This is a genomic window from Desulfitobacterium sp. LBE (assembly GCF_007830365.1).
Lineage (GTDB): Bacteria > Bacillota > Desulfitobacteriia > Desulfitobacteriales > Desulfitobacteriaceae > Desulfitobacterium > Desulfitobacterium hafniense.
This window is the reverse complement of the sequence record NZ_VLKD01000001.1, coordinates 3,440,550-3,455,277: the sequence shown is the minus strand read 5'-3', so window position 1 is coordinate 3,455,277 and position 14,728 is coordinate 3,440,550. Positions and strand designations below refer to the sequence as shown.

Sequence of the window (14,728 nt, the reverse complement as noted above, 5' to 3'; positions counted from 1 at the left end):
AGGGAATCAGAATGGTTGAGGTCGTGGGGGTTCGTTTTAAGCGGGCCGGTAAAATATATTATTTTTCTACGGGGGATCTTGCCCTGAATGCCAATGATAAAGTGATCGTGGAAACCGCCCGGGGAGTCGAGTATGGAGAGTGCGTTCTGGCACCCCGTCAGGTACCTGAAGCAGATGTGGTCATGCCTTTAAAACCGGTGATCCGCAAGGCTACTCCTGAGGATGAGCGGATTGTTGAGGTCAATCGCACCAAGGAGAAGGAAGCTTTTGACATCTGCCTGAAGAAAATAGGAGATCATCAGCTGCCGATGAAGCTGGTGGATGTGGAATATACTTTTGATGGGAACAAAATTATTTTTTCCTTTACGGCAGAAGGTCGGGTGGATTTCCGGGAGCTGGTTAAAGATCTGGCCTCGATCTTTCGGACCCGCATTGAACTTCGCCAGATTGGGGTTCGGGATGAAGCCAAAATGCTGGGCGGGATCGGTTCCTGTGGCAGAGTACTGTGCTGCTCCAGCTTTTTAGGAGATTTTGAACCTGTATCCATTCGCATGGCCAAGGATCAGAAGCTCTCTCTTAATCCAACGAAAATATCAGGGATTTGCGGTCGCCTTATGTGCTGCCTGAAATATGAGAATGGGGCTTATGATGAGTCTCACTGCAAAGGTCAGTGCGGAAAACAATGCCATCAGCGGGAAGAAGATATCCTGGTTCTCAGCGAGGAATCGGTACTCAAGGCTTTGGAAGAGCAAGAGCTTAAGGGAGAACGGGGTTCTGCCGTACCGACCGCCGGGAAGGGGCGTCAAGAGGGACGCCATAAGAAAGGAGAAAAGAACAGAGGGAAGAGTGAGAAGGTATGAGTCAATTAACCCAGGCCTTAACGGAAGTGGAGGAGAAGCTTAACTCTTTGATCGAAGAAGTGCAGCGTTTGCTGCCCTATGTTAAAAGCCTGGAAGATGAGAATGCCAGGCTGAAGCGTGAGCTATGTGCCCTGCCTGAGAAGGAAAGGTCGAGGGTCATTGCCAATGCTGAGCATCTTCAGGGCGTTGCCCATGATAATTTGGAACGACTCTATCGGGAAGGGTTCCATGTTTGTCATCTTCATTTTGGACAGCCTTTAGAGGAGGGGGATTGCCTCTTCTGTATGGGCTTTTTGCGTAAAGATTAAGTAAGATGGGAGCGGTTCTTTTGGCTACGGTTCAGAGGGGTACCCTCTATATCTGCGGGACACCCATCGGCAATCTGGGGGATATCACCTTGAGGGCCTTGGAAGTGCTTAAGGGTGTGGATCTCATCGCGGCGGAGGATACCCGTCATTCCCGCAAGCTCCTGGATCACTTTGGCATTGCCACGCCCCTGACCAGTTATCATGAACATAACGAAAAAGGGAAAGCCCTGGAACTGGTCAGAAGATTGGAGCAGGGGGAAGCCATCGCTTTAATCTCCGATGCGGGAATGCCGGGGATATCGGATCCGGGTCAGGAAGTGATTCAGCTATGCCTGGAAAAAGGCATACCCTTGGATGTCTTGCCGGGAGCCAATGCCGGACTGACGGCTTTGCTGCTTTCCGGGATGCCCAATGATCATTTTTTATTTCATGGCTTTTTGCCATCCCAATCCGGTGCCCGTAAGAAAGAATTGCAGAATTATGCCCAGCTGCCTTTTACCCAGATTTTCTATGAGGCGCCCCACCGCTTAGTGGCCACCTTAGAGGACTTGTGGGAAGTTTTCGGAGAGCGGGAGACGGCGGTGGTCCGGGAGATTACCAAGCTTCATCAAAGCGTCCATAAGGGGACGTTGAGCACCCTTATCCATGAATTTAAAGACACTGCCCCCCGCGGGGAAATCTGTGTCCTGACTTCCCCTTATATCCCCGTCCCGCCGACAGGAGGGGAAAAGGAATGGCGTCAGGAAGTGCAGGAGCTTACTGAGCAAGGGATGAAACCCAATGATGCTATGAAAGTAGTTGCTCAAAAATACGGAGTGAGCAAGCGTGAGGTTTATAAAGCGGTTCTCTCTCAAAAAAAGAATTAAAGAGAGACAATGGCAAGATGCTTCCAAGAAATATAAAAAAATCTGCCTAAAAAGAGAAAGAAGGCTTTACGCCTTCTATTATGTAGAATTATAATTTCTAATGAGGTTGCTTCTTTTGGCCTTAGGGTGAAATTAAACAGCTTCGGGCTGATTGCCTGATGCAGCTTCGCCCATGGCAGTGGCGCATTCACGGCAGACGTTTTTTCCACGGAAAATTTGAACATCTGTAGCGTTATTACAAAATACACAAGCAGGTTCATATTTTTTGAGAATGATCTTTTCTTGGTCTACATAAATTTCCAGAGCGTCTTTTTCATCGATTCCCAGGGTTCTGCGCAATTCGATAGGTAATACCACCCGACCCAGTTCGTCGACTTTTCTCACTATACCAGTTGATTTCATCACGAGTCCTCCTCTAAACTACATCTTTCGACACAATGTAACACCCTTATGATACCAATGGTACCATTTAAAGTCAACGGTTTTTTGTAAGAAAAATGGAATTTTTTTCAGGAATATTTCTCATGCTAATGAAAAAGTGTCGTCCGGGTCGCGTGGCTTTACGCACAACGCGTACTCCATAGCTCCGGGGCTGGTTCACCCGCTTTCTTAACAGCTCCGCCAAACCTCTGGGTAATACCTGATGTGAACCAGTGGCTACGCTACGTTAAGAAAGCTTTGTTCACCCGACCGCCCCTCCGCTAAATCCGTACGCTTTTGTGCGCAAAGCCACGTCTTGCGGGCTTCTCTTTCAGTTTTTCTTTGGGGCTCATCTACAGAGACTTTCATGAGGGGAGCCGACCATGCCGCTTAAGCGGCGTCGGTAAGGCCGGAAAAGCGGCTCGGATCAAGCTGCTTCCCGATATTTCCCACAACGCCTGCCTTCTCAAACCCGAAAAGCAGCCCAAGGATTTTGATTTACAGCAGGGAAGCGAATTTAAGCGAGCGGGAACAAAACTTCGCGAAAAGCCTGCAGCGGAGTCGGGTTGGAAACAGGACGTTTCCAACCGGCCATTGAGCAGGAGCGATTTGGCCGGGGACCCGACGGAGCGGAGGGCTTGAGCGGTAGTTTTGTCCGCGTAGCTTATGGAGCGACCGGTGTAAATCAAAATCCTGGAGAGCTAACTTTCGGCCCAGAATAGACCCTGCACAGAAACTTTTTACCCAGCCCCGTTTGCAGGACCCCCTCCCGGATGATACTATTAATAACCAGGACAAGCCGCAAGCAATGCTGACCGCAGCGGCCCCCTCCTGAAAGAGAGGAAGGTTAACATTGAAATACTATATTACGACACCGATTTTTTACCCCAATGCCAGCCCCCACATTGGGACGGCTTACACTACGGTAGCTGCCGATGCCTTTGCCCGCTATCACCGGCTGAAAGGCCATGATGTGTACTTTCTGACCGGTACCGATGAGAACGCCCAGAAGATTGTGCGCACGGCTGAAAGCCAGGGCATGGAGCCTTTAGCTTATGTGGACGGGGTGGTGGAACGGTTCAAAGCCTTGTGGGAGGAACTGGATATCTCCTATGATGACTTTATCCGCACCACAGAAGAACGTCACCATGAGGTGGTCAAAAAGATTTTTACCAAGCTCTATGAGCAAGGGGATATTTATAAATCAGAGTATGAAGGCTGGTATTGCACGCCCTGTGAAACCTTCTGGACGGAAAATAAGCTCATGGATGGCAAATGTCCCAATCCGGATTGTGGACGGGATGTGGAATTGCTGAAGGAAGAAAGCTACTTTTTCAAGCTTTCTAAATATCAGGATGCACTTTTACGCCATATCAAGGATCATCCGGACTTTATTCAGCCTGCTTCCCGCCGCAATGAAATGATTAAGTTTATCGAGGGGGGCTTGGAGGATCTCTGTGTTTCCCGCACCACCTTCCAATGGGGAATCCAGGTTCCTTTTAATCCCAAGCATGTGGTCTATGTCTGGCTGGATGCCCTGATTAACTATATTTCTGCTTTGGGCTATCCCGACGGGGAGTTGTATCAACGCTATTGGCCGGCGGAAGTTCATCTGATGGGCAAGGACATTGTCCGCTTCCATGCCGTGATTTGGCCGATTATTTTAATGGCTTTGGATGTTCCCCTGCCTAAAGTGGTCTACGGCCATGGCTGGTACCTCAGCAAAGAAGGGGGCAAGATTTCCAAGTCCCGGGGCAATGTTCAGGATTCCTTTGAGTTGATCCGCCGTTATGGCTCCGATGCCATTCGTTACTTCCTGCTCAGGGAAATGCAGGTGGGAACCGACGGGGCTTATTCGGAAGACTCCTTGGTGGAACGGTTAAACAGTGACTTGGCCAATGACTTGGGGAACTTCGTGTCCCGCAGTCTGGCGATGATCGTCAAATATCGGGGCGGTGTGATACCCAAGGCCGCCGAACCCACAGAACTTGAAGCAGAGCTCAGGGCCTTAGGGCAGGAGGTCGTTGCCAAAGTGGAAGAGCGGCTGGAAGCTCATGATCCGGCAGGGGCTCTGGAAAACCTTTGGCGTCTGGTCTCCCGCATGAATAAATATGTGGATGAGACTGCTCCCTGGACCCTGGCCAAGCAAGAGGGGCAGCAGGCTCGTCTGGACACGGTACTCCATACCTTTGCTGAGGCTATCCGCATTCTGGGTATCCTTTGCGCCCCCTTTATGCCTAAGCTTACCGGGAAGATGTTCCGGCAATGCGGCATCAGTGATGAGCTGCTCGCCTGGGAAGCTGCCAAAGAGTGGGCTGTTCTGGGAGAAGGAATCCAAGTGCAGCGGGGAGAAGCGCTGTTCCCCCGTATTGATCTGGCACAATTCAGTGTTGAAGAGGAGAAAGCATCTGTGAACGAAATCAAGGAAACTCCAACAGTTGAAGAAAATAAAGTGGAATTTGAGCCGATTAAGGAAGAAATCAGCATCGATGATTTCGCCAAAATCGATCTGCGGGTGGCCAAGGTTCTCCACGCGGAAAAAGTGGAGAAAACCGATAAGCTTTTAAAACTGGAAATTGAGGTGGCCGGCAAACCCCGCACCATCGTCTCGGGAATTGCCCAGCATTATGCACCGGAGGATTTAGTGGGCAAGCATGTGGTCATCGTCGCCAACCTAAAGCCGGCAAAATTGCGGGGAATCACTTCGGAAGGGATGATCCTGGCGGCTTCTCATGAAGGAGTTCTGGAAGTCCTGGTCCTGGATAAGGAACTTCCGGCAGGAGCACGAGTCAAATGATCTGGGATACACACGCCCATCTGGATGATCCCCGCTATCAAGGGGATTTCCAGGGGGTTCTGGACAATATGGCCCGGGCTCACATTACCAGGGTCACCAATGTAGGCTATGACCTGCCTTCCTCAGAACGCTCGGTTCGTTTGGCCCACCAGTATGACGCCGTTTATGCCGCCGTAGGGGTTCATCCCCATGATGCCCAAGGAGCAGCCGAGGAAACCTGGGAGAGTTTGACCCAACTGGCCCGGGAAGATAAGGTGATCGCCTGGGGAGAAATCGGGCTGGATTATTATCGGGATCTCTCTCCCCGCAAAATTCAGCAGGAGGTGTTTATCCGCCAGATTGAGCTGGCGGATCAAGCAGGACTTCCCATCATTATCCACAATCGGGATGCCCATCAGGATCTTTTAGAGATCGTGAAGGCCCATACTCCGAAAAAAGGCGGGGTGTTCCACTGCTATTCGGGATCCTGGGAAATGGCTAAGATCATCCTTAACTTAGGGTTTTATATCTCCTTTGCCGGACCCCTTACCTTTAAAAATGCCCGGCATACGGTGGAGGTGGCTGAGAAAGTTCCTCTGGACCGTTTCCTGGTGGAGACGGATTCTCCCTATCTTACTCCGGAGCCTTACCGCGGCAAGCGCAACGAGCCGGCTTATGTGCGGCAGGTGGTGGAGCGGTTCGGGACCATCCGGGGTCTGGAGGTTGAGGAAACGGCAAGGCTGGCTTTTGAGAATGGGAATAGGTTATTTGGGCTGTAAGCTCAAAGCAAAGCATAAGCCGGCATAGGCCGGAGATCATGGCACAGATCCTGGGGGAATGTCTCCGGGATTTGTGCTTTCTTTATGTTTTTTAAGTTGAAACCCACCGGCTTTGCCTTGTATGAATGGGTGAAAAACTCCATGACTTCAGCCGGGAAGGACAAGAGAGGTTCTTTTTTTTCCCTGACTTACATAACGTTTAGCAGGGGGGAATAGTATGTATTCATTACCTATAGCTACCTATACGGATTATTGGCGCTTAGCGAAAAACCGTAGTCTGACCATGGGTGGAACCTTGGTATTGGCAGGAAGCACATTGCTTTATGCTCCGGCGGATGCCTTTCCCAAAAGAATGGAACTAACCCTGCCTGTATTCGAAAGGAACAGCCAAAGCCCAGCTTCTGCTCCCGGCACCCAAGCTTTGGGGAGGGAGGAAACTCTCCTGAATCCGGAGGGAACAGAGCTTCCTTTGACGGAGGGGATAGGGACTGCCGAGGGGGTTGGGGTGGAAATTGGCCAGATAGCCATGACCTATCGCATCGAAGATGTGGAAATTCCCATCAATACGGAGTATATAGAGTCGGACCGTGTGCTTCCCGGCACGAGCCAGGTTCAGGAGGAGGGCCAGGTAGGGATAGAGCGCCAGGTCATCCGCAGGACCACCATAGGGGGAGAGCTCAGCGATGAACAGATCGTCAATCAATTTTTCCTCAATGCCCCCAAGAAGAGGGTGGTGATCCAGAATACCAGGCCTGTGGAGCGGAGTGATGTAGATCTCAGCCAATACACTGTCCTTAAGACCTTTGAGGTGGAGGCTACGGCCTATACCTATACAGGCAACCCGACGGCGACGGGAGTCTGGCCCCGGGAAGGGTTGATTGCGGTGGATCCGCGGGTGATCCCTTTAGGAACTGAGGTTTATGTGGAAGGCTATGGGCATGCCATAGCTGCCGATACAGGGGGGGCGATTAAAGGGAATATTATCGATGTCTTTTTTCCCAGTTTACAGCGCTGCATTCAATGGGGAAGAAGGCCGGTAGTCATCCATATTCTGGATAATAAATAAGAAAATGGAAAATATAACCAAAAAGCTTTGACAGATGAGGGAGATTTGGTTAAAATAATGGGGTAGGTCAGAGTTAAATTATGGAGGGATGAGATGTTAGAGAAGACACGAACTTCGGTCTTTTCCCTAGTTCGTAGCTCCCGTAAAGCCCAAATCTCCGTTACATTACTGACTGTGGCATTCATCGTAGCATCAGTATTTTTGTTAAAAGCCAAGACGATCACCGTTGAGATTGATGGAGGAAAACAGAGCCTCACAACCCTCTACTCAACCGTCGGTGCAGCTCTTGAACACTCAAGGCTTGGTATTTACCCCGAGGATATCGTAGAACCGAATCGCGAGACGGGTATCGCGAAAGGATTAGAGATTAAGATTACGCGCAGCCTCCCTGTGGAGTTGACAGTGGACGGGGAAACGTATCCGGCTCGGACCCCTGCGCCCACTGTGGGTGAGGCCCTGGTTGATTTATCAAATCGTTTGGGATTGGATCTCAAGGTAACGGATGAGGTTAATCTCCATCGAGAGGCTGTCCTGGTAGCCGATGCTAAACTTGAGGTTCGGCGGGCAGTTCCTGTTAAGTTCAAAGTCGATGGGAAAGAAATTGATACTTATTTAGCCCCGCGCACAGTAGAAGAAGCTTTGGAGAAGCTTGACATTGTTTTAAACGAAAAGGATAAGGTATCTCTACCAATGAAGCACATGATAGAAGCTGAAGACGAGATTCAAGTGGTTCGGGTAGAGGAAAAAATCGAGACCATGACCAACGAGATTCCCTATCAGACGGTTGCTCAGCCGGCAGATTTTCCAATAGGATTGCCGGATAAGGTTGTGACAAAAGGGGTAAACGGCCAGCATGAGCAGACGGTGAAGATCACCATGGAAGATGGGGTCGAAGTCGCACGAGAAGTTTTGCAGCAGGAGGTTTTACGTGCTCCTGTGAATCAAGTGGTTTCACGAGGCTCCCAGACCACCATTTCCCGTGGTGGCAAAACCATTGAATTTAAGCGCGCTTATTTGATGAGGGCTTCCGCCTATTCGGGCGGCGGAAGGACAGCAACAGGACATAACGTTCGCTACGGAGTTATTGCCGTAGATCCGCGAGTGATTCCTTTAGGAACAGAAGTTTATGTGGATGGATATGGTGAGGCAGTCGCACTGGACACCGGGGGTGCGATTAAAGGAAACCGGGTTGATTTATATATGAATACGGAAGAGTCCTGCTGGTCTTGGGGGGTTCGTTCCGTAGTGGTTTATGTGAAATAAGGGAAGCTTGACAGGCAGTTCATAAACCATTCAATAATTAAGGAAAACAAATATGAAAGTGACCTACACAACTTTCGAGATTAAGATATAAGCAATCAAACCATGAGGTTCTTCGAAATAAAGTCGAAGGGCCTCATTTTTCTATAGCCAGCATCATATTATCTAAAGGAAACCGGCTGGCAGTGGCAAAGAAAATCAAGGGGGGAGCGGCTTGCGAAGACCCGTAGTAATTCCTGGCAGGCAGACTCAGGCAATGGCGATCATAATCGTCCTGACCGTGATGTTTGGATTAGTTTTTTCCGTATTTTATCAAGGTTCGGCGGCAGTTCTGGGACCTCTCGAAACAAAATATAAGGTTGTGGTCGATGCAGGTCATGGCGGTTATGATCCGGGGGCGATCACGAAACAGGGCGTTTATGAAAAAGAAATCAATCTGGAAATGGCCAAGCGGGTAAAGGAGCTGCTGGAGCCTGCCGGTATTGAGGTTATTCTGACCCGGGAAGAGGATATTGATTATGTCCCGGAAGGGGTCCGGGGCAGGCAGTCCAAGAAGCAGGCCGATCTTAACCATCGAATCTCCTTAGCTGCCGAAGCGGAGGCCGATACCCTGATCAGCTTGCATCTGAATGCAACACCCTCGGGACGAAATACCGGTGCCGAAACCTTTTATTATTTTGATTCCGAAGAAGGGAAACGATTAGCAGAAACGATTCAGCAGGAGCTTATCAAAGTTCCGGGAATGAATCGCAGGATTGCCAAGCCGGGGGACTTTTATTTGATCAAAAATGCTCCTATGCCTGCAGTTATTGTGGAGTTGGGCTATATCAGCAATCCCAAAGAATTGGCCAGGCTGCGGCAGTCCTGGTATCAGGATCAGTTGGCTCAGGCTGTGGCTAAAGGTGTAGCCAATTATTTCGGTTTGCCTTAAGTTTACAAATTTTCTCGGGTATTGATACGCTTGGATAGTCGGCTCCTTGCCGGGAAAAATAAAAGAAAAGAAATCTTCAGCGATTTTTGTTGATTTCTAAAGGGATCTCTTCCTAATGTAAAATAGTGGATTGGGATTCCGGCAATACTTATACATAAGGACAATTGAAGAGGGGACAATAAAGTCAGTGACCGAATCAAGATGAAGGAGTTGATCTCAGAATGAAGCGGTTTCTGACTTTAAATTTAATAGCTGTTTTGGTATTGAGTTTTAGCTTGGTTGGGTGTAATACAGCGCAGCAGCAAAACACCCAAGCACCGAATCAGATCGCCACGGAAAGCGGCGAACCCCCACAAGCTGAGGCAGAGACTCGTCAGGATGTTCTAGGGGAAGAGAAACGGGTGGTCATGGGTTTCTATACGGACCCTGAAGGAGAGATCCCCGGCTCCAAGGAATCGATGATGAAGAACATCAAGTTGATGGATGAGGTTTCCTTCTTCTGGTATAGTTTTGATGCCAATGGAAAAATTCTCACCACAGGGAAAAAAGATCTCAGCATTAAAGAAGCAGCGCAAAAGAATGGAGCTAAAGCCTACGCTTTAATTCATAATATGCGCGGCGGCCTCTTCGATGCCAACCTGGCCCACAGTGTGTTCGCCAATCCTCAGACCCGCTCTAAGTTTATCAACAATATTGTGCAACTGGTTATCAATGAGAAATGGGATGGTGTGGCCATTGATATTGAAAAGACACCACCCGCTGACCGCAACAACTTCACAGCCTTCTTAGGTGAGCTTCACGGCGCCTTAAAGGCTAAAGACAAGGTGCTCAACGTCTCCATTCCGGCTAAGTTTATCGATTACCCATCCGACCTTTGGTCCGGGGCTTATGATTATGCCTCCATCGGTAAAAATGCCGACCAAATCGTGCTGATGACCTATGACGAGCATGGACTGGGAACCACCCATGGACCCATATCCTCCCACGCCTGGGTCAATAAAGTCATCTCCTATGCGGTAACCAAAATCCCCAGGGAAAAAATCGTCTTAGGACTTCCTGTCTACTCCTTTGACTGGGGCTCCAACAAGCCCACCATGCCCGACTATCTCTCTTATGAGCAAAGCATGGCCCGTGCCAAAAAACATGGGGTGGAAGTTGGCTATGATGAAGAGCATAAAGTTCCCTGGTATACCTACACAGCCAATGGTGTCCGTCATGAAGTATACTTTGAAAACAAGCAAAGCCTGCAGCCCAAGATGGAATATGCCCGGGAGCATAAGCTTCATGGCGTAGCTATCTGGAGATTGGGGATGGAAGATCCCTCCATCTGGGACAGCCTGGTCAAGACTTACGGAACCAATAAGAATAAGAAATAGCCAGTAGCCAATAGGCCGTTCTGAAATAGGGCGTACGGTAAGGAGCAGGAGAAATCTCTTCTGCTCCTTACCTTTTTGCAGGTGTGCTTATTTGTGAAATCAGTGCAGGTAGGTTAAGATAGAAAAGATAAGGGAGGAATTGTTGGCAAAGATGATTGAAGAGTTAATCGTGGTGGAAGGTAAAAATGATGCTCATGCGGTGCGCAGAGCTTTAGGAAATGTGGATATACTGTGGACAGAGGGTTATGGGTTAACCCAGGAAAAATTAGCTTACATTGCTGAGGCAGCCAAGCGCTGCGGTGTGATCGTATTGACCGATCCGGATTCCGTAGGGGAACAAATCCGGGAACGGATCCGGCGGCAGGTGCCGGAAGCCAAGCATGTTTATTTGTCCAAAAAGGATGCCCGCTCTGCTAAGGATGATGATATTGGTGTAGAAAATGCCAGTCCTGAAGACATTCAAAAGGCGTTCCAAAAGATCAGGACGGATACACTTTATTCCGAACCAAAGAACAATGAATACCCAACTGCAGGAACCTCATTCACAATGAAGGATTTGCTGGAAGCAGGGCTGGCGGGATTGAGCCATTCGGCAGAACGACGCCTGGCAGTGGGAAAAATCTTAGGTATCGGGGATGCTAATGCCAAGCAATTTTTGCGGCGCTTAAATCGGTTTGGCATCACCCATGAGGAATTCAATAAGGCGGTTAGGGAGGCTATTCATGGAGAACGCAGCGAATTATACCCGGCGCATCCTTAAGGGCGGTGCCAAAGCCCATAAATCCTTAGGACAGAATTTTTTGATGGATGACCGGGTCATCGCGGCTATCGCAGCCGCCAGTATTAAAGACCCGGAAATCCCCGTCGTCGAGATTGGACCGGGACTGGGGGTCCTGACCCGGGTCTTGGCTCAAAAAGCGCAAAAAGTGTGGGCGGTAGAGCTGGACCGGGGGAAAGTGAATCTATTGCAGAGAGAGCTCCAGGGGCTGCCCGTAGATATTCTCAATATGGATGCCCTAAAGCTGGATTTGAAGGATATCTGGGGCACGGGAAAAGGTGTGCTGGTGGGAAATCTCCCTTATTACATTACCAGCCCCCTGTTGATGCATTTTTTGGCGCAGAAGGACTCCCTCGCCAGTATGGTGGTCATGGTCCAAAAAGAAGTGGCGGATCGTTTGGTCGCCAAACCCGGCGGCAAGGATTATGGGATTCTTTCCATAGCGGCCCAGGTCTCAGCCCAAGGGGAGAAACTCTTTGAAGTACCGCCTCAGGCCTTTTGGCCGGCGCCTAAAGTCACTTCAGCCGTGGTGCGCTTTGAGCTGCGCTCTTATCCGGAATTCAGGGTAAAGGAAAAGGACTTCTTCCGGGTGGTTAAGGCCGCCTTTAGTCAAAGGCGCAAAACCTTAGGGAATTCCTTGACCGGAGGACTTGGTCTCCCTAAGCAGCAGATCGGGGAGATTCTGGCCGCAGCCGGTGTGGATGAACAGAGAAGAGCGGAAACCTTGAGCATCGAGGAGTTTCAAGCGGTGACGGAAGCTGTTATGAAAAACTTAGACTAAAGTACCAGAACTCAATAAGGGGCAAAAGAAGAACAGCCATGACATGGGGAGTCTATCGAAGTGGATAGCCACGGTATTTACCTTCATTGAGGGAGCGGGAAATATCCTGGCTTTATTAATGACCTTGTTATTCATCAGTGTTGGCCTTACTTGTTTTGGAGGCAGCAAAGAATAGCCAGGGGAGCAAGAATTTCGTCTATTCATCTCTGTACTCGCTATGATAGAATAGAGACGAAGGAGGGTGCGGCTATGGAAGAAGAATTATTAAGACAAATTCTGACCCAGTTGCAAGGCTTAACTTCTGAAGTGCAGGGCGTAAAAGATGAAATACAGGATTTGCAGGGTTTGAAGGGTGAAGTGCAGGGCCTAACAGGTGAAATGCAAGGTTTAAAAGGTGAAGTACAGGGTTTAAAGTCTGATGTACAGGGTTTAAAGTCTGATGTACAGGGCTTAAAGTCTGAAGTGCAGGGCTTAAAGTCTGAAGTGCAGGCAATCAAGGATAGCCAGGAAAGAATGGAAAGTGATCTGAGTATTCTGCAGTATGATGTAGGCAATCTCAAGAGAGACGTAAAAGATATTAAGCGTGATCTTGGCCATGTCTGGACCGATATCAAGCATTTTGATAATCGTCTAGCAGCTCAGAAAGAAAAAGTTGATAAACTTATAAAATAATATGTTATACAAAAGCAGCAAACCGCTAAGGATTTGCTGCTTTATTACTAAGTTCTGTTTTGTGTTTAGATGCCTCCTGCTTACTTAGCCGGGTCGGCACCTTTGGCTTTAGCTGCTTCCTCTTCAGGTGTAGGGATGCCTAAAATCTTTCCGGAGTGATCCCGTCCTAAGAAGAAATTAGACCATGAGGAAGTTTGGTACAAATCCCAATTGGCGGGAGGGATATGATGGGAATCCAGATCCCCTTCTTCATCGTATTTTTTCAGGCGGGCATAGGCTCTGACATAAATACATTGCTTCTGGTTGGGATAAACCTCACACCAGCCCTGATAGCTGCCGCCGCAGGCCCCGTTTCTTTGATTCTTGGGACATTGGGACATGGGACAGAGATAAGCCAGTTCAAACATGGCGCAGTCTCCGCAGTCTTTACAGTCGTTGGTGATGACTTTAGCCAGATGCTCCAAGCCGTGCTTGCGGTTATCCTTGCGCCCTTTATAAATCTTGCGCATGACAGGGAAGAAGTTTTTGCCAGGGGTGAAGAGCATGCTGTGCATCAGGCGCATACCGCTGTAAGCCACTCCTACAGGGGCATCCAAGGGCAGGTTCTTCCGATTGACGGGTGTGGTGGTATTCAGGCCGGTTTTGGGATCTTTTTCATAATAATAGAATCCATTGGGCATAGGATAATCAAACTCAGGCACCAGAGCCAGCCAGTCTTTGCTGAGTTCCTCGCCCTTTTCGATCACATATTCCACCTGCTCATACTTGATATTATGACCGCCGATATGAACACCGGCAAAGCCCATCCCTTTCATGAGAGCATACATCTTGGCGGCTCTCAACAAGCGGGCGCTTACTCCTTTATCTTCGGCGGTTCTTTCCTTATCGATTTCAGCCAGGAGCTTATCCGTGACCACACAGCCCGGCAGCTGATTCTGGTTCATAATCTTGGCTGCACCGAAGGGGAGAATATAGATATTGCCCACAAGAGGAACATTGAGATCATTAAGTTTCATGAACTGGAGAACTTCATGGATTTTTCGTGCATCATAGCCAAGCTGAGTGACAATAAACTGAGCTCCGCTGGCCACCTTTTTCTTCAGTTTATAATACTGGACCATTTGCTCGGCTTCGGTGCCTTTAAAAGGAGAAACGGCGGCACCGGCAAAGAAATCGCTGGGCTGATGATAAGACATGCCCTTAGGGCCTGGGATGCCAAGTCCCTCATTCATCTGGGCGATAAGTTCTAAGGTATGGGTGGGATCAAGGTCAAAAACCGGTTTGGGCCGGCCTTTAAAGCCGGAGACCGTATAATCTCCGGTCATGACCAAAAGGCTGCGGACTTCGGCCCGATCAAGGGCATAAAGCTGGCTTTCCATTTGATTGCGGTTTTTATCCTTACAGGTGAAATGGACAAGGGGTTCTATCCCCAGCTTAAGAATCTCCTGACCAAGATAATCGGCGAGAATAGCAGGGTTGCCGCCGGGGTTATCGGTAATGGTCAGGGCATGAACCTTGCCGCCTTTAGCCGCCTGCTCTGCAGCAAGCAATGCGCTCTCCTGAGCTTTTTCACGTGCTCCTCTCCCTGGGACCAGCTCCCAAGTGACGGAGAGGGTATTAGGGTCCAACAAAGACTGTTTAAAACGGTTCTCCATTTCTATCCCTTTCCCTTCTCTAAATGTTTTTTCCACCTTATCTATTGGATTTAGTCTCTGGGATTCCCTATGGACGCCTTCCTCACAGAGATAAATCCAGTCTAAGCATGTCAATATAATTGTATAACAATTTGGACAATTCTTTCAATTGGAAAATAAATTTTTTTAAAGAAATTTTCTGTGCAAATAAGTTCAGAATA

General features: G+C 49.0%; 15 protein-coding genes. 13 read left to right on the top strand and 2 right to left on the bottom strand.

The genetic code is table 11. The features are described 5' to 3' along the window. Nucleotides 1-11 precede the first annotated feature (11 nt). The 3 genes from DESLBE_RS16380 to rsmI are packed head-to-tail and all read left to right on the top strand — an operon-like array spanning nt 12 to nt 2,034. Nucleotides 12-860 carry a stage 0 sporulation family protein gene (locus DESLBE_RS16380; RefSeq protein ID WP_005815014.1) on the top strand — a complete coding sequence of 283 codons (849 nt, stop codon included), beginning with the start codon at nt 12-14 and terminating at the stop codon, nt 858-860. Continuing rightward, nucleotides 857-1,168, top strand: a complete 312-nt coding sequence (locus DESLBE_RS16375) for an initiation control protein YabA (RefSeq protein WP_005815013.1) — start codon at nt 857-859, stop codon at nt 1,166-1,168. Before DESLBE_RS16380 ends, DESLBE_RS16375 begins: the two co-directional genes overlap by 4 nt. Before the next feature lie 5 nt (nt 1,169-1,173). Continuing rightward, on the top strand, nt 1,174-2,034 hold the full coding sequence (gene rsmI / locus DESLBE_RS16370) for a 16S rRNA (cytidine(1402)-2'-O)-methyltransferase (protein ID WP_144677612.1): 861 nt from the start codon (nt 1,174-1,176) through the stop codon (nt 2,032-2,034). Between the two features lie 132 nt (nt 2,035-2,166). On the opposite strand, the gene DESLBE_RS16365 is transcribed toward rsmI, so the two are convergent. After that, a complete protein-coding gene (locus DESLBE_RS16365; protein WP_005815009.1) occupies nt 2,167-2,436 on the bottom strand; it encodes an AbrB/MazE/SpoVT family DNA-binding domain-containing protein in 270 nt (89 codons plus the stop codon). Between the two features lie 584 nt (nt 2,437-3,020). On the opposite strand from DESLBE_RS16365, the gene DESLBE_RS26610 reads away from it, so the two are divergent. The 10 genes from DESLBE_RS26610 (at nt 3,021) to DESLBE_RS16315 (ending at nt 12,873) form a co-directional block, all read left to right on the top strand. Further along, a complete protein-coding gene (locus DESLBE_RS26610) occupies nt 3,021-3,176 on the top strand; it encodes a hypothetical protein (RefSeq protein ID WP_172625444.1) in 156 nt (51 codons plus the stop codon). A 131-nt stretch (nt 3,177-3,307) separates the two neighbouring features. Continuing rightward, the gene (gene metG / locus DESLBE_RS16355) at nt 3,308-5,251 is read left to right on the top strand and encodes a methionine--tRNA ligase (protein ID WP_015942556.1); all 1,944 of its coding nucleotides are present in this window, start codon (nt 3,308-3,310) and stop codon (nt 5,249-5,251) included. After that, nucleotides 5,248-6,009 carry a TatD family hydrolase gene (locus DESLBE_RS16350; protein ID WP_144677610.1) on the top strand — a complete coding sequence of 254 codons (762 nt, stop codon included), beginning with the start codon at nt 5,248-5,250 and terminating at the stop codon, nt 6,007-6,009. The genes metG and DESLBE_RS16350 overlap by 4 nt, the downstream gene beginning before the upstream one ends. A gap of 217 nt (nt 6,010-6,226) precedes the next feature. Beyond that, a complete protein-coding gene (locus tag DESLBE_RS16345) occupies nt 6,227-7,075 on the top strand; it encodes a 3D domain-containing protein (protein ID WP_144677608.1) in 849 nt (282 codons plus the stop codon). 93 nt (nt 7,076-7,168) lie between these two features. After that, complete coding sequence (locus DESLBE_RS16340; RefSeq protein WP_144677606.1) at nt 7,169-8,338, top strand: 3D domain-containing protein; 1,170 nt, start codon at nt 7,169-7,171, stop codon at nt 8,336-8,338. A 211-nt stretch (nt 8,339-8,549) separates the two neighbouring features. Further along, a complete protein-coding gene (locus tag DESLBE_RS16335) occupies nt 8,550-9,266 on the top strand; it encodes an N-acetylmuramoyl-L-alanine amidase (protein ID WP_144677604.1) in 717 nt (238 codons plus the stop codon). A 221-nt stretch (nt 9,267-9,487) separates the two neighbouring features. Further along, nucleotides 9,488-10,642, top strand: a complete 1,155-nt coding sequence (locus DESLBE_RS16330) for a glycosyl hydrolase family 18 protein (RefSeq protein ID WP_144677602.1) — start codon at nt 9,488-9,490, stop codon at nt 10,640-10,642. Between the two features lie 151 nt (nt 10,643-10,793). Beyond that, a complete protein-coding gene (rnmV, locus tag DESLBE_RS16325) occupies nt 10,794-11,402 on the top strand; it encodes a ribonuclease M5 (RefSeq protein WP_144678665.1) in 609 nt (202 codons plus the stop codon). Next, entirely contained in the window at nt 11,365-12,201 is an 837-nt protein-coding gene (gene rsmA / locus DESLBE_RS16320; protein ID WP_144677600.1) for a 16S rRNA (adenine(1518)-N(6)/adenine(1519)-N(6))-dimethyltransferase RsmA, read from the top strand. Before rnmV ends, rsmA begins: the two co-directional genes overlap by 38 nt. A 249-nt stretch (nt 12,202-12,450) precedes the next feature. Then, a complete protein-coding gene (locus DESLBE_RS16315) occupies nt 12,451-12,873 on the top strand; it encodes a hypothetical protein (RefSeq protein ID WP_144677598.1) in 423 nt (140 codons plus the stop codon). A gap of 80 nt (nt 12,874-12,953) precedes the next feature. Here DESLBE_RS16315 and DESLBE_RS16310 read toward each other — a convergent pair whose 3' ends face one another. After that, nucleotides 12,954-14,528: a methylenetetrahydrofolate reductase C-terminal domain-containing protein gene (locus tag DESLBE_RS16310; RefSeq protein WP_144677596.1), complete on the bottom strand. Its 1,575-nt coding sequence runs from the start codon at nt 14,526-14,528 to the stop codon at nt 12,954-12,956. Between the last annotated feature and the right edge of the window lie 200 nt (nt 14,529-14,728).